Raw genomic sequence first — 24,796 nt, 5'->3', positions numbered from 1 at the left:
TTACCTCCGGACGCTGAGGATGTGGGCGGGCTCGACATGCGGGTCCAGACGCACGTAGTTGTATTCCCCCCATTCCCAGCTCTCGCCAGTCAGCAGGTCCTCCACCATGAAGCGGCCGTTGTGCGTGAAGCCGTCCGGGCCGAGTTCAAGCGCCGCCAGGTCCAGGGACACGGTGCTCTCCCGCGCACCGTGCGGATCCAGGTTGACGACGATGATCAAGGTGTCCTTGGTCCCGTCCGGAAGGGTCTTGTGCTTGGAGAACACCACGGTGGAGCTGTCGGTGCTCTGGTGCAGCGTCAGGTTCTGCAGGTCGCCCAGGGCCGGGTGCGCGCGGCGGATCTCGTTGAGCCTGGTCAGGTACGGGGCCAGGGTGCGCCCGGATTCGGCCGCCGCGTCCCAGTCCCGGGCCTTGTACTCAAACTTCTCGTTGTCGATGTACTCCTCGGCACCCGGCCGGGCCACATGTTCAAAGAGTTCAAAGCCGGCGTAAACGCCCCAGAGCGGACTGGCCGTGGCGGCAAGCGCGGCACGGATCTTGAACGCTGCCGGGCCGCCAAACTGCAGATACTCCGTGAGGATGTCCGGGGTGTTGACGAAGAAGTTCGGCCGGAAGTAGGCCGGCGATTCGTGGCTGACCTCCTGGAAGTACTCTTCGAGTTCCTCCTTGGTGTTCCGCCACGTGAAGTACGTGTAGGACTGCTGGAAGCCGGCCCGGCCGAGGGCGTGCATCATGGCCGGGCGTGTGAACGCCTCGGCAAGGAAGACGACTTCGGGGTGTTTCTTGTTGACCTTGGCGATCAGCCATTCCCAGAACCACAAGGGTTTGGTGTGCGGATTGTCCACCCGGAAGACTTTGACGCCGTGGCTGACCCACAGCAGCACGATTCGCAGAATTTCCTTGGACAGCCCGGCGGGGTCGTTGTCGAAATTCAGCGGGTAAATGTCCTGGTATTTCTTCGGCGGATTCTCGGCATAGGCGATGCTGCCGTCCACCCGGGTGGTGAACCATTCCGGGTGGCTTTCCACCCAGGGGTGGTCCGGTGCGGCCTGCAGCGCCAGGTCCAGGGCCACTTCGAGCCCCAGCTCCCCGGCCCGCGCCACGAAATCGTCGAAGTCTTCGAACGTGCCTAGGTCCGGGTGGATGGCGTCGTGGCCGCCATCTTTGGACCCGATGGCCCACGGCGAACCGGGATCGTGCGGGCCGGCAATCAGTGTGTTGTTCGGTCCCTTGCGGTGCTGGACACCGATCGGGTGGATCGGCGGCATGTAAATGATGTCAAAGCCCATGGCGGCGACGGCGTCCAGGCGCTTGGCGGCGGTGCCGAAGTTGCCGGAGGTCCACTCCCCGGTTTCGGAGTTGCGCACGGCACCTTCGGAGCGGGGAAAGAACTCGTACCAGGAGCCGCGGCCCGCGAGCGGACGCTCCACCAACAAGGGGTACGGCTCCGAGACTGTCTCGAGTTCGCGGATGGGCTGGCGTTCGACGACGGCCGCCACCTCGGCGCTGAACCCGGCGGCCAGGCGCTCTTCGGGTGTCAGGGAGGTGTCGGAGAGGCCGACCACTGCCATGCGGAGCGTCCTGCGGTCAGCGGACGGGCGGGAGGCGTCCTCGGACGCTTCCGAGAGCAGGGCCGCGCCTTCGGCCAGCATGAGCTCGGTGTCAATCCCGGCCTCCACCTTGACCTCGGCGTTGTGGTGCCAGGTGCCGTAGCGGTCGTGCCAGGCCTCGATGACGAAGGACCAGTTGCCGACGGCCGGCAGGGTCAGGAGGCCCTCCCAGCGGTCTGTGCCCATGCCGCGCGGCCCGCGCGGCGGGGCGAGGCGCACGCGCTGCCGCTCTTTGCCGCGGGGATCGAGCAGGACGGCGCTGACGCCGAGCTGGTCATGCCCCTCCCGGAACGCGGTGGCCCCCACTAGGATCGTTTCGCGTGCAACCGCCTTGGCGGGAAACTTTCCGCCCTCGACCGCTGGCTGCACGCCGGTGATCGGAAAACGGCCAAACCGAAGGCCATCCGTGATCAGGGCCTTGGGCTTTTGCTTGGACACGGCACTGGTTCGCGAGTTATTCGTCACAGGCTCGACGTTATCTACAAAACGGCCAGAATGCTAAGACCCCTCATGATTTCCAGAGGATTTCGGTTCTGGTCCTCCCCGTATCCGTCATTTACACGAAAGAATCTTAAAGCGGTTCCCGGGCAACGACATGTCGGTTAGTGTTTCGCTCGTGAAGGCAATCCGCAGATTTACCGTCCGAACCGTTCTCCCGGAGTCCATCCGGCCGCTGGCGCGTCTCGCCACCAATCTCCGGTGGTCCTGGCATAGGCCCACCCGGGACCTTTTTGAGGGCCTGAATCCGGTGATCTGGGCGGAGAGCGGCCACGATCCCGTGACGTTCCTGGGCCTGGTCAGCCGGGAAGAATTCCAGCGCCTGGCCGCGGACCAGGACGTGGTGCGGCGTGTTCATGCCGCTGCCGACGACCTCGACCGCTATCTGGAGCAGCCGCGCTGGTACCAGAGCCTGGGCGACGGCGCCCCGTCCTGTATCGCCTACTTCTCGCCCGAGTTCGGCATCACCGAGGTCCTGCCCCAGTACTCGGGCGGCCTTGGCATCCTCGCCGGCGACCACCTCAAGGCGGCGTCGGACCTTGGCGTTCCGCTGATCGGCGTCGGTCTCCTCTACCAGGCCGGCTACTTCAAGCAGTCGCTCTCCCGCGACGCCTGGCAGCAGGAAACGTACCCGGTGCTCGACCCGGACGGGCTGCCTCTGACGCTGCTGCGCGAGGCCTCCCCCGACGGCAACGGCAGGCCCATCCAGATCTCGCTTCCCCTCCCCAACGACCGGCGCCTTCTGGCGCATGTGTGGCGGGCCGACGTCGGACGCGTTCCGCTGCTGCTGCTGGACTCCAACGTGCCGGGCAACGATGAAGCCGCCCGCGGCATCACCGACCGGCTCTACGGCGGCGGCGGTGACCACCGATTGCAGCAGGAGCTCCTGCTGGGCATGGGCGGGGTCAAGGCCCTGCGTGAGTTCCAGCGGCTCACGGGCGTCCCCGCGCCGGAGGTATTCCACACGAACGAGGGCCACGCCGGGTTCCTGGGTGTCGAGCGGATCCAGGAACTGATGTCCGGCCCGAAGCCCCTGAGCTGGGACGAAGCGCTGGCCGCCGGGCGGGCGTCCACCGTCTTCACCACGCACACGCCCGTCCCGGCCGGTATCGACCGGTTCGAGATCTCCCAGATCCAGCACTTCTTCGAAGCCGGCCTGGCTCCGGACGTCCCGGTGGCCAAGATTCTGGACCTGGGCCGCGAGGACTTCGCTGACGGCAACCCCTTCGTGTTCAACATGGCCGTCATGGGCCTGCGGCTTGCCCAGCGGGCCAACGGTGTGGCCAAACTGCATGGTGTCGTGTCCCGCGGCATGTTCTCCGCCCTCTGGCCGGGCTTCGACCACTCTGAGGTCCCCATCACTTCAGTGACCAACGGCGTGCACGTGCCCACCTGGGTGGACCCGCGCATCGCCGCCCTTGCCCGGGACCAGTTCGGCGCCGAGGCGGAGGCGCAGGGCCGGTGGGACCTGGCCTACAACGTCACCGACGAAGTCCTCTGGGCACTGCGGCGCGAGATGCGGGTGTCGCTGGTCGAGGACGTCCGGCGCCGGCTCCGGGCCGCCTGGAAGAAACGCGGCGCGGCCGACGCCGAGCTGGCATGGACGGATTCCGTGCTGGACCCGGACGTCCTGACCATCGGTTTTGCCCGGCGCGTGCCGACGTACAAGCGCCTGACGCTGATGCTGCGGGACCCCGAACGGCTCAAGGCCCTGCTGTTGCACAAGACCCACCCCATCCAGTTGGTGATCGCCGGCAAATCGCACCCGGCCGACGACGCGGGAAAGAAAATGATCCAGGACCTGGTCCGGTTCACCGACGATCCCGCCGTGCGCCACCGCATCGCGTTCCTGCCCAACTACGACATCGCGATGGCCCGGACCCTTTTCCCCGGCTGCGATGTCTGGCTGAACAACCCGCTGCGCCCGCTCGAGGCCTGCGGTACGTCCGGAATGAAGGCGGCCCTGAACGGTTCGCTGAATCTCTCGGTCCTGGACGGCTGGTGGGACGAGATGTACGACGGCGAGAACGGCTGGGCGATTCCGACGGCCAACAACGACGCCTCGCCGGCGGAGCGTGACGACATCGAGGCGGCGGCACTCTACGAACTGCTCGAAACCCAGGTGGCGCCGCGGTTCTACGGGCTGACCGTTTCGGACAGCGCCGGCGCCGCTGGGCCTTCGAAGTCCGGCCCGCAGGCGGTTCCCACGCATTGGGTTTCCATGATCAAGCACACGATGTCCCACCTTGGGCCGGCGGTCTCCGCGGAGCGGATGCTCAAGGACTACGTCAATGTGCTGTACAGGCCTGCCGCCATCGCGGGACGCCACGCCGGCGCGGACGACTACGCCCAGGCCAAGGCGCTGGCGGCATGGACCGCACGGGTCCGCACCGCCTGGCCTTACCTCCAGGTGGAACACGTCGATTCCGTCGGGGTCTCCGAGGACCCGCAGATCGGCGACCTGCTTCAGGTCAATGCCTACGTGGCCCTGCGTGAGCTCTCGCCGGAGGACGTCTATGTCGAGGTGGCCTACGGCCGGGCGGAGGAGACCGACGAGCTGGCGGACATCACGGTGGCCGAGCTGAAGGCCGCCGAGGACCTCGGCAAGGGCCGGCACCTCTTCAGCGGCACCCTGGTGATCGACCGTTCCGGGTCCTTCGGGTACACCGTGCGCGTGCTCCCCAAGCATGAGGCGCTGGCATCCAAGGCGGAGCTCGGCCTGATCGTCAACGCCTAGCGCGGACTCCTACAGGCAGACGGCGACGACGGCCAGGCCCGTGCCGGCGTAGCTCTCGGCGTCCTGGAGGGTCTCACAGATGACGCCGAAGGCGCGGTCGCCACGGAGGCCTGCCGGGACCTGCCAGATGAACGTGACGGGGGCCTCGCCGTCGTCCGTCACAGCATCCGCAACGTCGTGGAGCGAATCGTGCAGGGCGTCCAGGTCCACGCCGTAGTCCTCGGGGAACTCCAGGAGCTCATTAAAGGCGTCCAGGACCTCCTGCTTGGTTCCGGCGGCGGGGATGACCAAGGCGCGCCGGCCGGCGTCGTCGATCTGCGCCGTGAGTTCTTCGATGGTCCAGGTGTCTGCCGAGTAAATCTTCATGGGGTCCCTTAAATTTGTGGGTCGCGGATGACGGGGGTTGCGGGTAACGAGGGGACCACGGATCCCCCGGTGCGGTAGATATTGATCGAGTTGGCTTGCACCACGTCCCGTTCGCCGGAGCCAACCACGGCGCCCTGACGGCGTTCATGGAGTTCGGAGGTGGTGAGGCGAAGCTCGTACATACGGTTCCCGGGGCCGTCTCCGTTGTTGAACTGCGGCAGGATGACCTTGACGTCGTCGGCGCCGCCGTTGACCACCACCAGTCCGTCCACGTGGCCGTCCTCGGACCCGAGCTGTAGTTGAAATACGCGGTGCCCGGGGTCGTTCCACGCCTCGGCAGTCATGGGGTTGCCGTCCGCACCGAACCAGTGGAAGTACGACTGCTTGTCGCGCACCGGGTAGTCATGCGGCTGGCCGGCCAGGAATTCCTTGCGCAGCCGGATGACGCGTTTGGTGGTGCGGAGCATGGCATGGGATTCGGGGGTGCTGGTCCAGTCGATCCAGGTGATCGGGTTGTCCTGGCAGTAGGCGTTGTTGTTGCCCTGCTGGGTCCGGCCGATCTCGTCCCCGGCCGTAATCATGGGGACGCCCTGGGAGATCATCAGGCAGGCCATCAGGTTCTGCCGGCTTTGGGCACGCCGGGCAAGGATGTCGCCGTCCTCGGTGGGGCCCTCGAAACCGTGGTTGTAGCTGCGGTTGTCGCCGTGGCCGTCGCGGTTCTGCTCGCCGTTGGCCTCGTTGTGTTTGCGGTCGTAGGCCGTCAGATCGGCCAGTGTGAAGCCGTCGTGGGCAGTGATGAAGTTCAGCGAGGCAAGCCGCGACCGGCCCGAGGGCTCAAACAGCGCGGCGGAACCCGAGAGGGCGTCCGCGAGGCGGGCCACCGGGCCGCCCATCCCGCCGGCGTCGATCGCGGCCCGGTCGGCAAGCCAGAAGCTGCGGACGGCGTCGCGGAAGTGATCGTTCCAGTCCACCCACCCGGCCGGGAACCGGCCCGTCTGCCAGCCGCCGTAGCCCACATCCCACGGTTCGGAGATCAGCTTGACGCCGGACAGGACGGGGTCGGCGCCGACTGCTACGAGGAAGGGGTGCCGGGGATCGAAGTCGTTGGCGCCGTTGCGGCACAGCGTGACGGCAAGATCGAAACGGAACCCGTCAATATGGAATTCGTTGACCCAGTAGCGCAGGGAATCCAGCACCAGCTGCACCACGCGGGGTTCGGCGAAATTCAGGCTGTTCCCGCAGCCTGTGGTGTCCACATACCTTCCGTGGCCGTCATTGCGGTAATACTGCATCTCGCCCAGTCCGCGGAAGCTGAGGGCGGGACCGTCCGGGCCACCCTCCGCCGTGTGGTTGTAGACGACGTCGAGGATGACTTCCAGCCCGGCCGCGTGCAGCTGCTTGACCATGCCCTTGAACTCGTCCAGGACGGCTTGCGCCCCGGCGGCCCGGGCGGCGTCGGTGGCGTACCCGGGGTGGGGGGCGAAAAAGGCCGCCGTGTTGTAGCCCCAGTAATTCGTCAGCCCGAGCTGCTGCAGGTGCGGCTCGTCCACGTGGAAGTGGACTGGCAGGAGCTGGATGGCCGTGATGCCCAGCGAGATGAGGTACTCGATCATGGCCGGGTGGGCCATGCCGGCGTACGTTCCCTGCAGGTCCTCAGGAATATCCGGGTGCAGCCGGGTCTGGCCCCTGACGTGGGCCTCGTACACGATCGTGTTGCGCCACGGCACACGGGGGCTGCGGTCCGGACCCCAGTCAAAGTCGTTGCCGACGCGGACGCTGGTGATCAGCCCAACACGTTCGTCGACGGCGCGGCCGTAAGGGTCCATGAGCAGCGGCTGCTCGTCGACGGCGTCAAAATCCGTGCCGGGCATGGACAACGGGAGGGCCTCGTGCTCTGGAGAGGCCCGGAAGCCGTAGCGCGAACCGGCAGGAATGCCCTCCACAATGCCGTGGTGGACCCCGTCGGTAATGTTGGGCAGCGTCTTGACCTGCCAGGCTCCCCCGGGCGGCTGGTAGGCAATTTCAAGCGTGGTCACGCCTGGCGCATAGACGGCTACGTTGGCGAACGCACCCCGTGGGTCATCCACTGCAGGCGATCCGGTGTGTGGAACGCTGATTCCCAGGGGAAACGCGCGTGAAGCGTCTACGGTGGAAGCTGTGTCTATAAAAGGCATAACCATTGCTTAAAGGTTAGCGGGGTTGTACAAATGACCCCTGTTTTTGTACACATGACGTTTTGCAGTGTACGGAACCAACACCGCAAACTGGAATGAAGCGCCGAGTTGGAGGAAATTGTGCGCATTGCGTTAGCCCAAATCATCACCGGCCGCGATCTGGCGGCAAATCTGGACCTCGTGGACGCCTACGCGCGGCAGGCAAAGTCCGGCGGCGCGGACCTCGTGGTGTTTCCGGAAGCCACCATGCGTGCCTTCGGTCATTCACTGCTGGATATCGCCGAGCCGCTGGAGGGCCCCTGGGCGGCACGCGTGCGGGCCCTCGCTGCGGAACTCGACATCGTGATCGTCGCCGGAATGTTCACTCCGGGCACCGCCGGGGACGGCCCAAAGGTGCGCAACACACTGCTGGTCTCCGGCCGCGGCATCGAGGCCAGCTACGACAAGATCCACCTCTTCGACGCTTTCGGCTTCGCGGAGTCGGACACGGTTGACGCGGGCACGGACCCCGTCACCTTCGAACTCGAGGGCGTGACGTTCGGGCTCGCCACCTGCTACGACATCCGCTTCCCGGACCTCTTCACGGAAAACGCCGACCGCGGCGCCGACGTGAACATTGTCTGCGCTTCCTGGGGTTCGGGCCCCGGCAAGGCCGACCAATGGAAGCTCCTGGCCCGCGCCCGCGCCCTGGACTCCACCACCGTGGTCCTCGCCTGCGGCCAGGGCGACCCCGCCAGCCAAGGCACCGCGCCCCGCGGCGCGGCACCGACCGGCGTCGGGCACTCCGTCGTCGTCTCCCCCATGGGCGACGTCCTGCAAGAACTCGACGGCGCCCCCGGCCTGCTCTTCGCCGATCTGGACACCACGACCGTAAAGGAAGCCCGGACCAAGCTCCCAGTCCTGGCCAACCGGCATAAGTTCTAAGCGCCACCTGCGCGTGCACCGGCGCCCGCTCGATATTGGGGCCTACCCGCCGTTGGGCTGCTGCAGACAAAAGGACGCTCCCTCACCTTTTGCAGGTAAGGGTCAGACGCTCCCTCACCTTTGGCAGGTTGAGGCCAAACGCTCCCTCACCTTTCGCACGCTAAGGCAGATTCGGCCGCTGTTCTCGGGCTAAACAGAAACGCTCCCCCACACGATGTGAGAGAGCGTTTGCCATCCATCCGCTAAAAGTGCGGGAGGGTTTGCTATCCATCCGCCAAAGGTGAGGGAGCGTCAGAGACGGAACCCGACCACGACTCCGGTGACGCGAGCCATACCGTCACCGTATTGGGGACTACTTTGCGGAGCGCTGGCGGGAGATTTCGTAGAGGGAGATGCCTACTGCCATGGAGGCGTTGAGCGATTCCATGGCGGAGTCGATCGGGATGGAAACGATCTGGTCGCAGTTTTCGCGGACCAGGCGGCTCAGGCCCTTGCCCTCGGAACCGACGACGAGGCACACCGGCTCCGTGGCCAGGGCGAGCTCGGGCAGCGAGACGTCGCCGTCGCCGTCGAGCCCCAGGACGTAGATGCCCATGTCCTTGAACGCCTTGAGCGTGTTGTTCAGGTTGGCCGCGCGTGCGACGGGAACGCGGACGGCCGCGCCGGCGCTGGTCTTCCAGGCCGAGGCGGTGACGCCCACGGAGCGGCGCTCCGGGACAACCACGCCGTGGCCGCTGAAGGCCGAAACGGACCGGATGATCGCGCCGAGGTTGCGGGGGTCGGTGATGCCGTCCAGTGCAACGAAGAGCGGTGCGTTGGCGACGTGGCCCTTCTTCCAGGCCTCGATGGTCGCTTCGGCGAGCTCGTACGCGTCCTGATATTCGTACGGCGGGATCTGCAGCACGAGCCCCTGGTGGATGGCGTCATCGGTCATGCGGTCGAGCTCGGGCTTGCCGGTTTCCATCAGCGGGATGCCGCGTTCGGCGGCGAGCTTCAGGGATTCCTTGACGCGGTCGTCCATTTCGATGCGGACGGCGACGTGCAGGGCCTTGGCCGGGACACCGGCGCGGAGGGCTTCGACCACGGAGTTGCGGCCGGTGACGACCTCTTCCGTGGCACGGCCCTTCGGGCCCGACCGGCCCGTGCGTGCGGCGGCACTCGTGGTGCGGCTTCCGCTGGCGCGCTTGGCCTCGGAGCGTGCTGCGAGCTGCTTGTTCTTGAACGCCTTGTGGTAGGGGCGGTCCTCCGCCTTCGGCGTGGGGCCCTTGCCCTCGAGTGCCTTGCGGCCGTGACCGCCGGTTCCGACGGTGGGGCCCTTCTTCATTTTGACCGAGCGGCGACCGTTGTTGGCCATGAGTTTCACCCTTTAAATACGCGATTCGTTGATAATCCTGAACTCCAGTCTACTGACTCGAGTTAAATCCTCGACCGCAGGGGACGGCGGCGGCCCGCTTCATCGGCCGCCGGCAACGAGGTTCAGCCGCGCTTCAGGCTCCAGCTGGCCCCGTCCGGACCATCCTCGACGACGACGCCGGCGGCGGTCAGGGTGTCCCGGATCGCATCGGACGCCGCCCAGTCCTTGGAGGCGCGGGCCAGGGCCCGGGCCTCCAATTGCGCCTCGATGAGGACGCCAAGGGCCGTGGTGGCTTCTTCGTCCGCTGCTGGCTGCGCCGTGGCGTTCAGGCCCAGGACCTCCACCATGGCCGTGACAGCTGCGACTGCATTTCCGGCGGCGTCGAGGTCGCCCGCCGTGAGGGCCGTGTTCCCCGCCCGGACGGCGTCGTGCAGCGCGGCCAGGGCCTGCGGGACGTTGAGGTCATCGTCCATCGCGGCGGCGAAGGCATCCGGGACGCAGGGAGCGGGCGCATCCGTGGGGGAACCCGCCGCCGGTGCACCGGGAAGGACCCGGGCGGCCCGGCTGAGGAACCCGTCGATGCGTTCGACGGCGGCGGCGGCCTCCTGCAGGGACGTCGGCTGGTAGTCCAGGACCGAGCGGTACTGCGCCTGCCCGAGGTAGTACCGGACAACCCGCGGCGGGGCGAGTTCGAGCATTTCCGCCGGGCTGACCGTGTTGCCGATGGACTTGGACATCTTCTCGCCGGCGTAGGTGACCATGCCGTTGTGCATCCAGAAGTTGGCGAAGCCGTGGCCCGCCGCCTGGGACTGCGCCATCTCGTTCTCGTGGTGCGGGAAGCGCAGGTCCAGACCGCCGCCGTGGATGTCGAACTCGGTGCCGAGGTACTTGGTGACCATCGCGGAGCATTCGAGATGCCAGCCCGGGCGGCCGGGGCCCCACGGGGAGGTCCAGCTCGCCGTCGTCGGCTCCCCCTCCTTGTAGCCCTTCCACAGCGCGAAGTCTCGGGGGTCCTTCTTGCCGCGCGGGTCGGCGTCCGGGGCACCCTGCATGTCGTCGAGTTTTTGGCGCGTCAGCGTGCCGTACTTGGACCAGGAACGCACGTCGAAGTAGACGTCGCCGGAGTCGTCGAGGGCCGGGTAGGCGTGGCCGCGGTCGATCAGCTGCTGGATGAGGGCGTGCATTTCCGGGATGTGGCCGGTGGCGCGGGGCTCATAAGTGGGGCGGGAGACGCCCAGGGTGTCGTAGGCCTTGAGGAATTCCTGCTCGTAGCGGTACGCCAGGGCCCACCATTCCTCGTTGCGGAGGGCTCCGGGCTCGTCCTCGAAGTCCGGACCGAAGGAGGCGGCGGACTTGGCGAGGATTTTGTCATCGATGTCCGTGACGTTGCGGACCACCGTCACGCGGAAACCCCGGTATTGGAGCCAGCGGGTCAGCTGGTCGAACGCGATGGCCGAGCGGATGTGGCCGACGTGCGGCATGCCCTGCACGGTGGCCCCGCAGTAGTACAGGCTTACTTGGCCCGGTACCAGGGGGACGAAGTCGCGGACTTCGGCGGATGCAGTGTCGTAAAAGCGCAGGGTCACCGCTCCAGATTAGCCGATGGCGGTCCGCGGCCTCACCGGCGGGCTAGCGGCCGGCCTGGCGGCCTACTTGCAGTACTGGCCGATCTTGTTGATCTGCTCGGTGAGCTGGGCGGTCTGCGCGTCAGTCTTGGTTCCTGTGGGGCTGGCTGCCACCTGCTTCATGACCTCGGCCATCTGCTGGATGGGGCCACCCACCTCTGGCGCCACCTTGTCCGCAACTTCCTGGTAGTGCTGGCCGATCTGCGCGGCCTGCTCTTTCGGGGTCCCAGAGGGTGTGAAGGTGTCGGCGTTGAGGAACTTGCAGCTTTCCTCGACGCTCAACTTCGGCGTCGTGGCGGGCGCCGCCGGGGTTCCGGCGCAGCCGGCCAGCAGCGCACCTGCCATGAGGACGACGGCGGATAGCAGCTTCTTCACGACAGATCTCCTGGCGGTTCGGAACGGGAAAGCACTGTGCCTTCCCCTCAAGCCTAGGTGACGAACGCCGGACTTGCTTAGCCGACCGGATAGACGAGGGCCGTCGCCACAGCCGAGATCCCCTCGCCGCGGCCGGTGAATCCGAGTCCGTCGCTTGTCGTGGCCGTGACGCTCACCGGGGCTGCGGCGGCGGCGCTGAGGACCCGCTGGGATTCCTCCCGCCGCGGGCCGAATTTGGGCCGGTTCGCCACGAACTGCACGGCGATGTTGCCGATTTCGAACCCGTGGGCCCGGACAATGCGGGCGGCCTCGGCCAGCAGGGTCACGCCGGACGCCCCGACGTATTCGGGCCGGTCCGTGCCGAAGTGTGTGCCGAGATCCCCGATGCCGCAGGCAGAGAAGAGCGCGTCGGCGGCGGCGTGCGCCACGGGGTCGCCGTCGGAATGGCCGGACAGGCCCCGCTCGCCTTCCCAGAACAGACCGCCGAGCCACAAGGGCTGCGGCTCGTCCACGGCGGCAAAGGCGTGCACGTCGACCCCGATCCCGGTCCTGGGGATAAGCGGCGGATTGGTGGTCATGCTCATCCCTCCACCCAGCGTGCGCCGAGGGGTCCCTCAAGGAGCCCCTCGGCCAGGATCAGGTCCAGGGGTGTGGTGATCTTAAGGGACTGGCTCGCACCGCGCACGGCGTGGACTGGAATGCCCAGGAGTTCGACGAGCATTGCATCGTCCGTCACCAGGGCCGCCCGAGCGGCGTCGAACCCGGCCGCAGCCTCGTGGGCGCTTCTGAGGATACCGAGGTCGAATCCCTGCGGCGTCTGGACGGCCCGGAGCGATTCCCTGGGTGCCGTGCCGGTGACCAACTCAGGGGCCACACCGGCGCCGTCGCCGGTGGTTGGTTCGACAGTCTTGACGGTGTCCACCACCGGTATCACCGGAATGACGGCCGAGGCGCCGGCGCCGAGCGCCGCGGCGACGCGGTGAAAGACGGCCTCCGGCGCCAGGGCGCGGGCGGCATCGTGGACCAGAACGGATTCAACGCCGGGCAGCAACGCGGACATCGCGGCACGGACAGAATCGGCGCGGCTCGCACCGCCGTCGACGACCGTCACCACGGGAACCGGGACGTCGTGGCCGGGCGCGGCGCCGCGGCCGGCAGCCAGCTCCTGCCCGAATGCCTCGCACAGAGCCCGCAGCTCCGGATCTCCCGGGGGGATGGCTATGCAGATCTGCCCTGCGACGCCGGCGGCCGCCACACCCCGCAGGGCGTGGGTGAGGATGCTGTCCCCGCCAAGGGGCACCCTAGCCTTCGGCATGCCGTAGCCCAGGCGCTGCCCGGAGCCGGCAGCGACAACAATGACCGCGGTGGCTCGGCCGGCCGATGACGTGTTCGTCGGTGCAGTGTCCATGCGCCCAAGCCTACGTCCCCGCGCCCGGGTCCAGCCCGCAGCGGGCAAGAAGAAACCCCGGCGGCAAGGTGCCACCGGGGTTCGATTCTTATCCGGGCCGGCTCCTGGCGGGGCCAGCCCTGTATAGCGGTCCTGCTGTTAGCGGTCCCGCCCTAGGAAGCCAAGACCTCGTCGAGAACGCTTGCGGCCTTCTCTTCATCCGTCTTTTCAGCCAGTGCCAGTTCCGAAATCAGGATCTGGCGGGCCTTGGCCAGCATGCGCTTTTCTCCTGCGGAGAGACCCCGGTCGTGATCACGGCGCCAGAGGTCACGTACGACCTCTGCTACCTTGATGACGTCGCCGGAAGCAAGCTTTTCCAGGTTTGCCTTGTAACGACGCGACCAGTTGGTGGGTTCTTCAGTGAACTCGGCCCGCAGCACGTCGAACACGTGCTCCAAGCCTTCCTTGCCCACTACGTCCCGAACCCCAACCAGGTCAACGTTTTCTGCTGGAACTTCAATGGTCAGATCACCCTGAGCCACCTTGAGCTTGAGATACATCTTCTCTTCGCCCTTGACGGTGCGCATCTTGATTTCTTCAATTTTCGCTGCGCCGTGGTGAGGGTAAACAACTGTCTCGCCGACCTCAAAAACCATGTGGACATTCCCCTTTCCCGCAGACCAGTTTATCACGATTAAGGCATACAACTGGCCTCCGAAGGGGTCCGGAACCGCATGAATCCGCGGAAAATGACCCTAATCCACCCCCTCAAACCCCTTGACGAAAGCGGATAATAGTGCCTTCGGCCCTAACTGCCAAGAGGTTTCGGACCCGAGTGCCAGCCGGTCATGCTGCCCGGGACGCACTCGTGCGCACGCTTATGTGTAGGGGCCGAATCCTTGTTTGAGGCCGTTTGCGGCTAGGCTAAGGCTGAATAATGTTTCAAGACTCTCAAGGAGTGCGTGACGTGCGTTTCACTGCGATGAACCGGGGCCAGCGCGGCAAGCTGGCAATGGCAACGGCTGCACTTGGCATCGGCCTGCTGTCCGTGACGGGCTGCGGCTACATCAATCCACAGCAGACGGCGGAGCAGTACTCGGCATCGGATGGAACGCGCACCGACCTGGGCCCGCTGCAGTTGCGCAACTTCATCATCATCTCCGACGGCGAGGACAAGCCGGGCCGCGTGATCGGTGCCGTGTACAACACGTCCGCCCAGGACGCGGTGCTGACCATCAAGGGCGCACAGGGGTCACAAGCCGAGGTACCGGTCAAGCAGCACTCGTACACGATGCTCAACGACACCACCGAGGCGAAGATCCTGGTCCCCGCCGGCGCCAAGCCCGGCGGCCTCGCCGAAGTCACCATCTCCGATGATGCCAGCAGCAAGGACGCCAAGTTCTCGGTTCCGGTTCTGGACGGCACGATCGTCGACTACAAGTCGTACCTGCCGACGCCGGAGCCCACCTCCAGCAGCACTGCCACGTCGACGGAGACGGCAACCTCCACCGAGTCGGCCACGCCGACGCCGAGCAGCACCGCGGGCCACTAGCCCGCACAGCTGGACGCATTGCAAAAGGAGGGGCACCCGCGGGTGCCCCTCCTTTTGCATGCGGCTTTCAGCTCCGGACCGCGTCGCTTAGGGCTCGAATTTGTAGCCCAGCCCCCGGACCGTGATCAGGTACCGCGGCGTGGACGCGTCCGGCTCGATCTTGCTGCGGAGCCGCTTGACGTGGACGTCGAGGGTCTTGGTGTCCCCCACGTAGTCCGAGCCCCAAACCCTGTCGATCAGCTGCCCCCGGGTCAGGACCCGGCCCGAGTTGCGCAGCAGCATTTCCAGCAGCTCGAACTCTTTGAGCGGCAAGGCGACCTGCTCGCCTCCGACGCTGACCACATGGCGTTCGACGTCCATCCGGACCGGGCCGGCGTGCACCGTACTGGAGACGAGCTCCTCCGGTTCGCTCTGGCGGCGCAGGACGGCCCGGACGCGGGCCACAAGCTCCCGCGAGGAGTATGGCTTGGTGACGTAGTCGTCGGCGCCCAGTTCGAGGCCCACCACCTTATCGATTTCCGAGTCCTTGGCCGTCAGCATGATCACCGGCACGCCGGAGCGCTGCCTGAGCTGGCGGCAGACTTCGGTGCCCGACTGGCCGGGCAGCTGCAGGTCCAGGAGCACCAGATCGGCGCCGTTGCGGTCGAATTCCGTGATGGCGTCCAGTCCGTTGTCCACCACCTCCACTTCAAACCCTTCCTTGCCCAACAGATAGGACAGGGGGTCGCTGAAGGACTCCTCGTCCTCGACTATCAGAATCCTGCTCAAGCGCTAGCTCCTTGCTCATGGACGCCGGCGGCGTCACGTCGTTGCGGTCTGGGGTCCCGGCCGGAAGGCTGGGCCGCGGCTTTGCCCGGCTCGGAGGGCTCGCCGTCGTCCTGGCCTTCCATCTCGGGAAGTCGGATGGTGAACGTGGAACCCTGGCCGGGCTGGGACCACACGGTCACTTCGCCGCCATGGTTGGAAATGACGTGTTTGACGATGCTCAGGCCCAGCCCCGTGCCGCCGGTTTGCCGCGAGCGGGCGGCATCGACCCGGTAGAAACGCTCGAAGACGCGCTCCTGGTCCTCCGCGCTGAGTCCTTCGCCCTGGTCGGTGACCGAGACGGCCACAAGGCCGTCTTTGGCCCGGATGCCGACGCCCACCTTGGTGTTCTCGGGCGAGTAGCGGATGGCGTTGTCGATCAGGTTGCGCAGCGCCGTAACGAGCAGGTCCTGGTCGCCGTAGACCACGGAGTCCGCTTTTCCGCCGACCACCAGCCGAATGTTCTTGTTCTCGGCGGGCAACTGGGAGCGGTCCACGGCCTCGTTGACCACGGTGTTGATGTCCACCGGCCGGCCCTGCTGCGCGACGTTGGCGCCCTGAAGCCGCGAGAGTTCAATGATGTCCTGGACTAGGGCCGCGAGCCGCGTCGATTCCTTGTGCATCCGCTTGGCAAACCGCATCACGGCCTCGGGGTCGTCTGCGGACGATTCGAGCGCCTCGGCCAGGAGCGAGATCGCCCCGACCGGTGTCTTCAGTTCATGGGAGACGTTCGCAACGAAGTCGTTGCGAACTTCCTCGGTGCGGGTGAACTCCGTGCGGTCGTCAGCGAGCAGGAGGATATATTCCTCTGTGATCACGGCTGCCCGGACCTGCACGACGATCGTGCCCTGGCCGAGGGGGCCCAGCGGCAGTTCCAGCTGCTTTTCCAGGACGACGCCGTCCCGCCGCACCTTGGCGGTCATTTCCAGCAGCTGCTGGTGCACCACGGTGTGCCCGCGGACCAGGCCGTAGGCGTATGCGGCGGGACTGGCGCGGACCACGCCGTCGATCGCATCGACCACCACGAACGCGCGGCCGAGGACGGCGAGCACCTCCGCGGCGCCCTCGGGCAGGGAGGGGTCCTCGACGTCGACGTCGACAATCTGTCGCTGCTGCTCACTGACCCGGAATGCGAGTACGCCGAACATGCCAAACGAGAGGCCGATCAGGCCGGCGATGACGCCGATGAGCATTGGATCCACGGCTCCAGCTTATGCTCTGCCGCGTTGCCGAAACTGAAATCCCGTGTGATTCCGCTGCCGGTTCAGCTAACGTTCATCTATTGGGGTGCAACAGTTCACCGGACCCTGAAAGAGTTGACAGTTGGAGCGCCGCGAGGTGCACCGAAATACGCCCGCCACTGAACCGCAGGCAATATTTCCGAGGAAAGGACGCACACGTGCGTAAGGTTTTTCAGGAGGAGCTCGCCCAGGTCAGGGAGCAGCTCGTCGAGATCGCAACATTGGTCACCGAGGCCATCGACAAGGCCACGACCGCTTTTGCGGGGGCCGATATCGACCTGGCCGAGGACGTGATTGCGGCCGATGCCCGGATCGACTTCCTGCAGAACAGCCTCGATGAGCGTGCCATCGACATCCTGGCCCTCCAAGGTCCGGTGGCGAGTGACCTGCGCACGCTCGTCGGTTCGCTCCGTATGAGCGCTTCGCTCGAACGCATGGGCGACCTCGCCCGCCACCTGGCCCAGCTGGCGCGGTTGCGCTACCCCGCATCCGTCGTCCCGGATCAGCTGCAGGAGACCTTCAAGAACTTCGCGGAACTGGACCTGCTGATCGCCCAGAAGCTCACGGAGCTGCTGGCCACCCGCGACCTCGGCGTTGCCCGGGACATCCTGAAAGCCAATTCCGCCGTCAACGACCTGCACCTGAGCGTATTCCAGGCGATCGCCCGCAGCGACTGGCAGGAGTCGCCGGCCACCACGGTGGACGTTGCCCTCGCCAGCCGCTACTTTGAGCGCTTTGCCGACCACGGCGTCTCCGTGGCCCAGAAGGTCACGTACCTGGTCACCGGCGCGTGGCAGCCGAACGGCATCGAACACAGCTGACACCGGTTTCCGGCAGACACCACGACGGCGTCCGGTCACCTTGGGGGTGGCCGGACGCCGTCGTTCTTGGCTTAGCTTTTCTCGCGGCGCGGAACCGCTGATTTCTTGCCTACTTCTTGCCCGTTACTTCTTGCCCTGGTTGGCGACTGCCTTGATGGACTCGGCAGCGGCTTCGGGGTCGAGGTACGTGCCGCCCGGGTTCAGCGGCTTGAAGTCCTCGTCCAGTTCGTAGACCAACGGGATGCCGGTGGGGATGTTCAGGCTGGCGATGTCCTCGTCGCTGATGCCGTCAAGGTGCTTGACGAGGGCCCGGAGCGAGTTGCCGTGGGCGGTGATCAGCACGGTCTTGCCGGCCTTGAGGTCGCCCTTGATCTCCGATTCCCAGTACGGCATCAGGCGGATGAGGACATCCTTGAGGCATTCGGTGCGGGGAATGGTGTCGCCCAGGTCTGCGTAACGCGGATCCCCGAACTGCGAGAACTCGGAATCGTCGGCCAGCGTCGGCGGCGGGGTGTCGTAGGACCGGCGCCACAGCATGAACTGTTCCTCGCCGAACTCGGCGAGGGTCTGGGCCTTGTCCTTGCCCTGCAGCGCACCGTAGTGGCGCTCGTTGAGGCGCCAGTCACGCTTGACGTCGATCCAGCCACGGTCGGCCGTTTCGAGGGCCAGGTTTGCCGTGTTGATGGCCCGCTTCAGCCGCGATGTGTAAAGGATGTCGGGGAGGATATCGTGCTCCACGAGCAGCTCACCGCCGCGAACCGCCTCCTTGCGGCCCTGATCGTTCAGGTCAACGTCCACCCAGCCGGTGAACAGGTTCTTGGCGTTCCATTCGCTGTGGCCGTGGCGCAGCAGAATCAGCTTGTAGGTCATGGTTTTTATCCTAGCCGAGCCCCCCTGCGCGGCGCTGAGCGTTACATCACATGCCCGCGCCGCACGCCGCAGCCGCAGGTAGGCTTGTCCGGTGGTGCAGAAGGCTGAACGGGTACTGGCCCCCCGGAAACAGGGGGGAGCCAGAGGCGGCCGACCCGTCGGCAACGTGACCCGCGGAACCACCAACCCCAACCGGATGCGCCGCGTGGACCGCTGGCTGACCGGAGCGCAGGTTCGGCGGTGGCGCGCCGCGGCCCATCCGCTCGCCGTCGACCTTGGCTACGGCGCCTCGCCGGCCACCGCCGTCGAACTCTTCGAACGCCTCGCCACCGTCCGCGCGGACACGCGAGTGGTGGGGATCGAAATCGAACCGGAGCGGGTCCGGCAGGCGAAGCCGCTGGAACAGCCCGGCCTGAGTTTCCAACTGGGCGGCTTCGAACTGCCGGTGGCCGGGGATCCCATGCTGGTCCGCGCCTTCAACGTGCTGCGGCAGTATGAGGAAGCCGATGTGCCGGGTATCTGGCGGCTCGTGCAGGACCGCCTCGCCCCGGGCGGCCTGTTCGTTGACGGCACCTGCGATGAAATCGGGCGTCGCGCCGCCTGGGTGGCGCTGGACGCCAAGCGGCCGCTGAGCTTGAGCATCTCCATGCGGTTCGGTTCTTTCACCCTGCCCTCGGACGTCGCCGAACGGCTGCCGAAGGCCTTGATCCACCGCAACGTCCCCGGGGAGAAGGTCCACGCCTTCCTCCAGGCGATGGACCAGGCCTGGCTGGAGGCGGCGCCGCTGGCGTCGTTCGGAAACCGGCAGCGCTGGTCAGCGATGTGCCGGACCCTGCTCGACGCCGGCTGGCCGGTCCAGGACGGCCCGTCGCGCTGGCGGCTGGGCGAAGTGACGGTCGGCTGGGAAGCCGTGGCGCCGGGAAGTTAGGACTCTGCCGGGCCGGGACCCGGTTCGGGGGCCGGTTACCAGGGGCCGTACGGCCCCATGTTGCGGCCACGGCCGGCGTCCTTGATCGCGGGGCGCACGTCGGCGAGGTACACAGACGCCGCCGTCACTGCCGCCAGCCCGAAAATGCCGAGCGAGCTCGCGCCGCCGCCGCTGCCCAGCTGCGAGAGCAGCGAGAACAGGCCCACCGCAAAAGCACCGCCGGTCAGGGCAAGCCAGAAGGTCTTGGTCCGCTTCGACACGGCCTCGAACGCGTTGGCCTTGTGCCGGAGGCAGTCGAAAAACGCCCATGCCTCCAGGGCAAAGGCCACGACCGCCAGGACCAGGTAGATCCCCGATTCGACAAAGAAAATAAGCATGCGTCCGTCCACTCCCCCAGCCTAGCCGTCCAGAGTGTCCAATGCCTGCTCCAAATCGGACCAAAGGTCTTCCACGTTCTCAATGCCGACACTCAGCCGGACCAGATTCTCCGGCACGCTCTCCGGTTCAGCCGCATGCCGGCGTCGGCGTTCGATCAGGGATTCCACCCCGCCCAGGGACGTGGCGGGAAGCCAGAGGTGAAGGGCGCGGACCAAACGGTCCGCCGCCTCTGCTCCGCTGAGGCGGCCCGTGCCGCCCTCGACGGGCGCCACCTCAATGCACAAGACGGAGCCGAAACCCTTCATCTGGGCCTTGGCGCGCTCATGGCCGGGATCCGACGCCAGCCCGGGGAAGCGGATGCCGGCAATCCGCGGGTGGCCGCTCAGCCGCTCGGCAAGGGTCTGCGCCGACGCCTGCGAACGCTCGATACGCAGCGCCAGGGTGCGGAGCCCGCGCAGCGCCAGCCACGCCTCGAACGGCCCGGCGATTCCGCCGTGGATGGTGCGGTGGTGCAGCAGCGCGGCGCGAAGATCAGCGTCCGAGGTCACCAGGGCCCCGAGGACGACGTCGGAGTGCCCGGACAGGTATTTGGTCACCGAATGCAGGACGACGTCGGAACCGAGGCTGAGGGGCTGCTGCACCAGCGGCGTGGAGAAGGTGTTGTCCGTGACGACGACCGCGCCCGCCGCATGCGCGGCGTCGGCCAATGCCCGCATGTCCGCAATGCCCAGCATGGGGTTGGTGGGGCTCTCCAACCACAACATGCTGGCCGCCCGGCCACCGACCGGGGCAATGGCGGCCAGGACGGCGTCGGTATCCGCGATGTCCACGGTCCTCAATTCGAGGAACCCCTTGGCCGCCAGTTCGGTGGCCATGGTGACCGAACCCGCGTAGCTGTGCGACGGCATCACCAGAACTCCGTTGGCCGGCACGAGTGACAGCGCGGAACTCACGGCGGCGAGTCCTGAGGCGTACAGCAGGCCCGGCAGGTCTGCGCCTTCCAGCTGACCCAGCGCCTCCTCGAAGGGGTCCCACGTAGGGTTGGAGTACCGGCCGTAGCCGCGGTCGCCGTCGCCCAGCGGTCCTGTGCCGAAGTAGGTGGAGGACAGCACCAGCGGCGGGTTGACCGGTTCGTCGCGGACGCGCGGCGGGCGCCCTGCCGCCACAACCAGGGATTCCGGTGACAGTGTTGCGGCGTGTTCTGCAGAAAGACTCATGGGGACAGGGTACGTGGGCACCCCGCACGGCACCCAAGCCGTTACGCCGCAGACTATAAGCAGACCGCGCTGTCGGTGATTGTCGGTAGTCTAGAACAGTGACTACCCAGAGCCCCGGAGCGTCCCCCGGACAGTTGCCCAGACTGTTGCCCGGACTTTTTATTGCCTTCGAGGGCGGAGACGGTGCCGGCAAGTCCACCCAGGCGGCCGAACTCGCGAAAGCCCTGAAATCACGCGGCCTCACGGTGCTGCGGACCCGGGAACCGGGCGGCACTCCGATTGGCGAGAAGCTGCGTTCGCTCGTGCTGGACCACGGCCACGGCCACATCGACGCTCACACGGAAGCCCTGATTTTCGCGGCGTCCCGGGCCGCACACGCCGCCCAGGTGATCCGGCCCGCGCTGGAGCGCGGCGAGATCGTCCTGACTGACCGGTACATTGACTCCTCCGTCGCGTACCAAGGCGCCGGCCGCGGCCTCGGAACGGCGGCAGTCCGGGACATCAACGCCTGGGCGACGTCGGGCCTGCAGCCGGACCTCACGGTGCTGCTCGACGTCGAGCCCGCAGTAGGCCGCAAACGCCGCACCGCAGGCGAGGCCGCCGAAGACCGCCTCGAATCCGAGGCGGACGAATTCCACGCCACCATCCGGGCAGCCTTCCTGGATATGGCAGAGGGCCGGCCCGACGCCTATCTGGTGCTGCCCGCCCGCCTGCCGGTCGCCGAACTCGCCGCACGGATCTTCGAACGCGTCGAATCCCTGCTGGCCGTCACCCAAAGCAGCACCGCCACCCAAAGCAGCACCGCATGAGCGTCTGGGACGACCTCCAGGGCCAGGACGCCGTCGTGGCCCAGTTGCGCCAGGCCGCCCAGGGCGAAGGTCTCACGCATGCGTGGCTTTTCACCGGCCCGCCCGGTTCCGGCCGCTCCAACGCCGCGAAAGCCTTCGCCGCCGCCCTGAACTGCGACCAGGAAGACGTCAGCCTGCGCGGCTGCGGGGAATGCCCGGCCTGCCTGACGATCCTCGGCGAAACCCATTCCGACGTCGCGTTTGTTCGCACGGAAAAGGTCACCATCACCATCGACGAGGCGCGCGAGCTCGTGTCCACCGCCGGCAACCGGCCGTCATCGGGCCGCTGGCGGATCATCGTGGTGGAGGATGCGGACCGGATGGCCGAGCGGACCACGAACGTCCTGCTCAAGGCCATCGAGGAGCCCACGCCCCGCACCGTCTGGATGCTCTGTGCGCCCTCCCCCGCCGACGTCCTCGTGACAATCCGCTCCCGCTGCCGACCCGTTGCGCTGCGGCTACCGCCGGCGGCCGACGTCGCGGCCCTGCTGGTCAAGCGCGACGGCGTTGACCCGGCGGTGGCCGAGCGCGCCGCCCGCGCGGCACAGAGCCATGTGGGGATCGCCCGCCGGCTGGCACGCGACCCCGAGGCCCGGGAGCGCCGCTTGGAGACAGTCCGTGTTCCGCTGTCCCTCCGCGGCATTACGGCGGCGGTCATGATGGCCGAGAAGCTGGTCAAGATCGCCACCGAGGAGGCCACCAGTTCCAATGACGAGCGCGACGCCGCCGAGAAGGCCGCGCTGCTGGCCACCCTCGGCGCGCCAGAAAGCGGCACGCTGCCGCCCGCCATGCGGGCCCAGGTCAAGCAACTCGAAGACGACCAGAAACGCCGCGCCAAGCGCTCCGTCACCGACTCCCTTGACCGCACACTGACGGACCTGTTGTCCTTTTACCGGGATGTCCTGATCATCCAGATGGGTAACGCGGTGGAACTGGTCAATCTCGAACTCAGAAGCGAACTCGAAGACTTCGCTTCCCGGTCCGCCGCCGAAGTGACGCTTGCCCGCATGGACGCCATCAACAAGGCCCGTCAGCGGATCACAACGACCAACGTGGCTCCGCTGCTGGCGATCGAGTCCATGGCCTCCAGCCTGATTTGACCGGCCCCGCAATGCCAGCGACATCTTCCCTCCGTTCCTATCCTCCAAGGAGAACCGCATGAAGTCTGCTCGACCCCAGCCCCGACCATTCCGATCGCTGACGATCGGCATGCGTGCTGTCGGCGCTGTGGCCATGGCCCTGACACTTGCCTCCTGCAGTCTTTTCGGGGGCGGTGGGGCGACATCGAGCGCAGCAAACGGGCAGGCTGATCCCGCGATCGTGTCTGCCGCGCCTGCGGAACTGCGCAGCTACTACTCCCAGCAAGTTGACTGGAAACCGTGCGAAGAGGGCGCCTTCCAGTGCGCCAAGGTCAAGGTCCCGCTCGACTACAGCAAGCCCGACGGCGACCGCATTGAACTTGCCGCCATCAAACTCGCCACCAAAGGCGATAAGAAGGGCTCCCTGCTGGTGAACCCCGGCGGTCCGGGCGGCTCAGGCTACGACTTCGTTCGGGATGCCGCCAACACCAACATCTCGGACAAGGTCCGGTCCGCCTATGACATTGTGGGCTTCGACCCTCGCGGCGTGAAGCGCTCGGCCCCGGTCACGTGCCTCACGGACAAGGAACGGGACGCCTCCCGTGCCAAGTCCTATGCCCTGGACACCGACGCCGGCCTGAACGAGGCCCTGGCCGACAACAAGGCCATCGCCGCCAAATGCGTTGAGAAGACAGGTCCGGTCCTGGCGCACATCGACACCGCCAGTGCCGCCAAGGACCTGGACATTTTGCGCGGGGTAGTTAATGACCCGAAGCTGAACTACCTCGGCTACTCCTACGGGACCCTCCTAGGCTCCACCTACGCCTCGCTCTTTCCGGACAACGTCGGCCGGCTGGTCCTCGACGGCGCCATTGACCCCTCTCTGAGCAACGAGGAACTGACCAGCGGGCAGGCCAAGGCCTTCGACAAGGCCCTGCACTCTTACGTCGCCAAATGCCAGCAGACCAGCGGTTGCCCGCTGACGGGAAGCACCGAGCACGGCGTCCAGCAGATCCGCAACGCCATCAGCGCCGCGGAGACAAACCCGCTGCCGGCGAAGGACGGCCGGACGGTTTCGGGGTCCACGTTCGTCAGCGGCCTCATCATCCCGCTCTACAACAATGACAACTGGCCGATCCTCACCCGCGCGCTCGGTCAGGCGCTGTCCGGCGACGGCACCGGAATGCTGCAACTCGCCGATTTCGGTGCAGACCGGGACCCCAGCGGCACCTACACGTCGAACAGCACCTTCGCCTTCAACGCCATCAACTGCCTGGATTATCCGATGGTGTCCGACACCGCCTCCATGCGCGCCGAGGACCAGAAGCTGCGCCGGGAGTCGCCCACCCTGGGCTACTTCTTCGCCTATGGCGGGACCAACTGCGAAGACTGGCCGTACAAGCACGTCCGGACCCCTGCCCCGGCAGCGTACAAGGGCTCCGCCCCGATTGTTGTCATCGGGACCACGGGCGACCCGGCTACGCCCGTGGAGTGGTCCGGCTCGCTGCGCAAGCAGCTCGGCAATGCCTCGCTGCTGACGTGGAAGGGCGAGGGCCACACAGCCTACGGCCGCTCGAACAGCTGCATCGGCAACGCCGTCGATGACTATCTGGTGGACGGCAAGGCCCCGGCCGACAACACCGTCTGCTAGATCGGCGCCCGCACCGCAAGGCGGCTCCTGCCACTCATTTTGACCCGGACGGCGGGACTCTATTACAGTAGTCTCTTGCGTGATGCGCCCGGTCCGCCGGGGCCTCGTGCGGTTGCTTCCTTAGCTCAGTTGGTAGAGCGTCTCACTCGTAATGAGAAGGTCGCCAGTTCGATTCTGGCAGGAAGCTCGGGAAGAACCCCCGGAAATCAACGATTTCCGGGGGTTCTGTCGTTGGCCTTGAAAGTAGGCGTGGCCTACCTGTTTCTGCGTTTTTTCGGGTCTTTCCCAGCCGCTGCGTCACTTTTTCATCACCTCGCAGGGCCCCGGGGTATTCACTGGACAGGTTTGAGCGTACAACG

The 24,796-nt window shown here is 66.6% G+C and carries 22 protein-coding genes and 1 tRNA gene; 9 read left to right on the top strand and 14 right to left on the bottom strand.

What is annotated here, in order from left to right; translation table 11 throughout:
* Positions 1 to 2,073 carry an alpha-1,4-glucan--maltose-1-phosphate maltosyltransferase gene (locus ACFVVK_RS10455; RefSeq protein ID WP_390266345.1) on the bottom strand — a complete coding sequence of 691 codons (2,073 nt, stop codon included), beginning with the start codon at positions 2,071 to 2,073 and terminating at the stop codon, positions 1 to 3.
* A gap of 151 nt (positions 2,074 to 2,224) precedes the next feature.
* Between ACFVVK_RS10455 and glgP the strand changes: the two genes are divergently transcribed.
* Positions 2,225 to 4,843 (top strand): alpha-glucan family phosphorylase, encoded by a 2,619-nt coding sequence (gene glgP, locus ACFVVK_RS10450; protein ID WP_390266344.1) that lies wholly within the window; start codon positions 2,225 to 2,227, stop codon positions 4,841 to 4,843.
* Between the two features lie 9 nt (positions 4,844 to 4,852).
* Here glgP and ACFVVK_RS10445 read toward each other — a convergent pair whose 3' ends face one another.
* Positions 4,853 to 5,209 carry a barstar family protein gene (locus ACFVVK_RS10445; RefSeq protein WP_390266343.1) on the bottom strand — a complete coding sequence of 119 codons (357 nt, stop codon included), beginning with the start codon at positions 5,207 to 5,209 and terminating at the stop codon, positions 4,853 to 4,855.
* A gap of 8 nt (positions 5,210 to 5,217) precedes the next feature.
* Positions 5,218 to 7,389 carry a glycogen debranching protein GlgX gene (gene glgX, locus ACFVVK_RS10440; RefSeq protein WP_390266342.1) on the bottom strand — a complete coding sequence of 724 codons (2,172 nt, stop codon included), beginning with the start codon at positions 7,387 to 7,389 and terminating at the stop codon, positions 5,218 to 5,220.
* Positions 7,390 to 7,503: 114 nt separating this feature from the next.
* On the opposite strand from glgX, the gene ACFVVK_RS10435 reads away from it, so the two are divergent.
* Positions 7,504 to 8,307 carry a carbon-nitrogen hydrolase family protein gene (locus ACFVVK_RS10435; protein ID WP_390266341.1) on the top strand — a complete coding sequence of 268 codons (804 nt, stop codon included), beginning with the start codon at positions 7,504 to 7,506 and terminating at the stop codon, positions 8,305 to 8,307.
* Between the two features lie 352 nt (positions 8,308 to 8,659).
* Here ACFVVK_RS10435 and rlmB read toward each other — a convergent pair whose 3' ends face one another.
* The 6 genes from rlmB to ACFVVK_RS10405 all read right to left on the bottom strand — a co-directional run bounded on the left by rlmB (position 8,660) and on the right by ACFVVK_RS10405 (position 13,704).
* Positions 8,660 to 9,661 (bottom strand): 23S rRNA (guanosine(2251)-2'-O)-methyltransferase RlmB, encoded by a 1,002-nt coding sequence (rlmB, locus tag ACFVVK_RS10430; protein ID WP_390266340.1) that lies wholly within the window; start codon positions 9,659 to 9,661, stop codon positions 8,660 to 8,662.
* 122 nt (positions 9,662 to 9,783) lie between these two features.
* Positions 9,784 to 11,247, bottom strand: a complete 1,464-nt coding sequence (cysS, locus tag ACFVVK_RS10425) for a cysteine--tRNA ligase (protein WP_390266339.1) — start codon at positions 11,245 to 11,247, stop codon at positions 9,784 to 9,786.
* A gap of 63 nt (positions 11,248 to 11,310) precedes the next feature.
* Positions 11,311 to 11,661, bottom strand: a complete 351-nt coding sequence (locus tag ACFVVK_RS10420; protein WP_390266338.1) for a hypothetical protein — start codon at positions 11,659 to 11,661, stop codon at positions 11,311 to 11,313.
* 77 nt (positions 11,662 to 11,738) lie between these two features.
* Positions 11,739 to 12,239, bottom strand: a complete 501-nt coding sequence (gene ispF, locus ACFVVK_RS10415; protein WP_390266337.1) for a 2-C-methyl-D-erythritol 2,4-cyclodiphosphate synthase — start codon at positions 12,237 to 12,239, stop codon at positions 11,739 to 11,741.
* Positions 12,240 to 12,241: 2 nt separating this feature from the next.
* Positions 12,242 to 13,069: a 2-C-methyl-D-erythritol 4-phosphate cytidylyltransferase gene (locus ACFVVK_RS10410; RefSeq protein WP_390266336.1), complete on the bottom strand. Its 828-nt coding sequence runs from the start codon at positions 13,067 to 13,069 to the stop codon at positions 12,242 to 12,244.
* Between the two features lie 152 nt (positions 13,070 to 13,221).
* On the bottom strand, positions 13,222 to 13,704 hold the full coding sequence (locus tag ACFVVK_RS10405) for a CarD family transcriptional regulator (RefSeq protein ID WP_026266570.1): 483 nt from the start codon (positions 13,702 to 13,704) through the stop codon (positions 13,222 to 13,224).
* 326 nt (positions 13,705 to 14,030) lie between these two features.
* Here ACFVVK_RS10405 and ACFVVK_RS10400 point away from each other — a divergent pair, with 326 nt between their 5' ends.
* Positions 14,031 to 14,600 (top strand): hypothetical protein, encoded by a 570-nt coding sequence (locus ACFVVK_RS10400; protein WP_390266356.1) that lies wholly within the window; start codon positions 14,031 to 14,033, stop codon positions 14,598 to 14,600.
* Positions 14,601 to 14,687: 87 nt separating this feature from the next.
* On the opposite strand, the gene ACFVVK_RS10395 is transcribed toward ACFVVK_RS10400, so the two are convergent.
* Positions 14,688 to 15,368 (bottom strand): response regulator, encoded by a 681-nt coding sequence (locus ACFVVK_RS10395; RefSeq protein WP_390266335.1) that lies wholly within the window; start codon positions 15,366 to 15,368, stop codon positions 14,688 to 14,690.
* Positions 15,365 to 16,597 carry a sensor histidine kinase gene (locus tag ACFVVK_RS10390; RefSeq protein ID WP_390266355.1) on the bottom strand — a complete coding sequence of 411 codons (1,233 nt, stop codon included), beginning with the start codon at positions 16,595 to 16,597 and terminating at the stop codon, positions 15,365 to 15,367. Before ACFVVK_RS10390 ends, ACFVVK_RS10395 begins: the two co-directional genes overlap by 4 nt.
* 206 nt (positions 16,598 to 16,803) lie before the next feature.
* On the opposite strand from ACFVVK_RS10390, the gene phoU reads away from it, so the two are divergent.
* Positions 16,804 to 17,466 carry a phosphate signaling complex protein PhoU gene (gene phoU, locus ACFVVK_RS10385; RefSeq protein WP_390266334.1) on the top strand — a complete coding sequence of 221 codons (663 nt, stop codon included), beginning with the start codon at positions 16,804 to 16,806 and terminating at the stop codon, positions 17,464 to 17,466.
* Between the two features lie 123 nt (positions 17,467 to 17,589).
* On the opposite strand, the gene ACFVVK_RS10380 is transcribed toward phoU, so the two are convergent.
* Positions 17,590 to 18,336 carry a phosphoglyceromutase gene (locus ACFVVK_RS10380; RefSeq protein WP_390266333.1) on the bottom strand — a complete coding sequence of 249 codons (747 nt, stop codon included), beginning with the start codon at positions 18,334 to 18,336 and terminating at the stop codon, positions 17,590 to 17,592.
* Between the two features lie 91 nt (positions 18,337 to 18,427).
* Between ACFVVK_RS10380 and ACFVVK_RS10375 the strand changes: the two genes are divergently transcribed.
* A complete protein-coding gene (locus ACFVVK_RS10375) occupies positions 18,428 to 19,264 on the top strand; it encodes a class I SAM-dependent methyltransferase (protein ID WP_390266332.1) in 837 nt (278 codons plus the stop codon).
* Between the two features lie 35 nt (positions 19,265 to 19,299).
* Here the strand turns inward: ACFVVK_RS10375 and ACFVVK_RS10370 are convergent, their stop codons facing one another.
* Both ACFVVK_RS10370 and ACFVVK_RS10365 read right to left on the bottom strand, forming a co-directional pair.
* Positions 19,300 to 19,653 (bottom strand): DUF2516 family protein, encoded by a 354-nt coding sequence (locus ACFVVK_RS10370; protein WP_390266331.1) that lies wholly within the window; start codon positions 19,651 to 19,653, stop codon positions 19,300 to 19,302.
* 9 nt (positions 19,654 to 19,662) lie between these two features.
* Positions 19,663 to 20,859, bottom strand: coding sequence for a trans-sulfuration enzyme family protein (locus ACFVVK_RS10365; RefSeq protein WP_390266330.1), 1,197 nt, complete (start codon positions 20,857 to 20,859; stop codon positions 19,663 to 19,665).
* Between the two features lie 98 nt (positions 20,860 to 20,957).
* Here ACFVVK_RS10365 and tmk point away from each other — a divergent pair, with 98 nt between their 5' ends.
* From tmk to ACFVVK_RS10345, 4 genes are all read left to right on the top strand, one after another.
* Positions 20,958 to 21,668, top strand: a complete 711-nt coding sequence (gene tmk, locus ACFVVK_RS10360) for a dTMP kinase (RefSeq protein ID WP_390266329.1) — start codon at positions 20,958 to 20,960, stop codon at positions 21,666 to 21,668.
* On the top strand, positions 21,665 to 22,807 hold the full coding sequence (locus tag ACFVVK_RS10355) for a DNA polymerase III subunit delta' (protein WP_390266328.1): 1,143 nt from the start codon (positions 21,665 to 21,667) through the stop codon (positions 22,805 to 22,807). Before tmk ends, ACFVVK_RS10355 begins: the two co-directional genes overlap by 4 nt.
* Positions 22,808 to 22,865: 58 nt before the next feature.
* Entirely contained in the window at positions 22,866 to 24,437 is a 1,572-nt protein-coding gene (locus ACFVVK_RS10350) for an alpha/beta hydrolase (protein WP_390266327.1), read from the top strand.
* 114 nt (positions 24,438 to 24,551) lie between these two features.
* Positions 24,552 to 24,624 (top strand) — tRNA-Thr (locus tag ACFVVK_RS10345).
* Positions 24,625 to 24,796 lie beyond the last annotated feature (172 nt).

Source organism: Arthrobacter sp. NPDC058192, assembly GCF_042883665.1.
Lineage (GTDB): Bacteria > Actinomycetota > Actinomycetes > Actinomycetales > Micrococcaceae > Arthrobacter.
Note: the sequence above shows the minus strand (reverse complement) of the source record. Positions and strands in the feature narration are given on the sequence as shown.

What these genes read in the sequence shown, in the direction of transcription:
- ACFVVK_RS10445 (WP_390266343.1), bottom strand. Translation starts at nt 5,209, where the DNA reads ATGAAGATTTACTCGGCAGACACCTGGACCATCGAAGAACTCACGGCG.
- glgX (WP_390266342.1), bottom strand. Translation starts at nt 7,389, where the DNA reads ATGGTTATGCCTTTTATAGACACAGCTTCCACCGTAGACGCTTCACGC.
- rlmB (WP_390266340.1), bottom strand. Translation starts at nt 9,661, where the DNA reads ATGGCCAACAACGGTCGCCGCTCGGTCAAAATGAAGAAGGGCCCCACC.
- ispF (WP_390266337.1), bottom strand. Translation starts at nt 12,239, where the DNA reads ATGACCACCAATCCGCCGCTTATCCCCAGGACCGGGATCGGGGTCGAC.
- ACFVVK_RS10410 (WP_390266336.1), bottom strand. Translation starts at nt 13,069, where the DNA reads ATGGACACTGCACCGACGAACACGTCATCGGCCGGCCGAGCCACCGCG.
- ACFVVK_RS10405 (WP_026266570.1), bottom strand. Translation starts at nt 13,704, where the DNA reads ATGGTTTTTGAGGTCGGCGAGACAGTTGTTTACCCTCACCACGGCGCA.
- ACFVVK_RS10400 (WP_390266356.1), top strand. Translation starts at nt 14,031, where the DNA reads ATGAACCGGGGCCAGCGCGGCAAGCTGGCAATGGCAACGGCTGCACTT.
- ACFVVK_RS10390 (WP_390266355.1), bottom strand. Translation starts at nt 16,597, where the DNA reads ATGCTCATCGGCGTCATCGCCGGCCTGATCGGCCTCTCGTTTGGCATG.
- ACFVVK_RS10380 (WP_390266333.1), bottom strand. Translation starts at nt 18,336, where the DNA reads ATGACCTACAAGCTGATTCTGCTGCGCCACGGCCACAGCGAATGGAAC.
- ACFVVK_RS10365 (WP_390266330.1), bottom strand. Translation starts at nt 20,859, where the DNA reads ATGAGTCTTTCTGCAGAACACGCCGCAACACTGTCACCGGAATCCCTG.
- ACFVVK_RS10355 (WP_390266328.1), top strand. Translation starts at nt 21,665, where the DNA reads ATGAGCGTCTGGGACGACCTCCAGGGCCAGGACGCCGTCGTGGCCCAG.
- ACFVVK_RS10350 (WP_390266327.1), top strand. Translation starts at nt 22,866, where the DNA reads ATGAAGTCTGCTCGACCCCAGCCCCGACCATTCCGATCGCTGACGATC.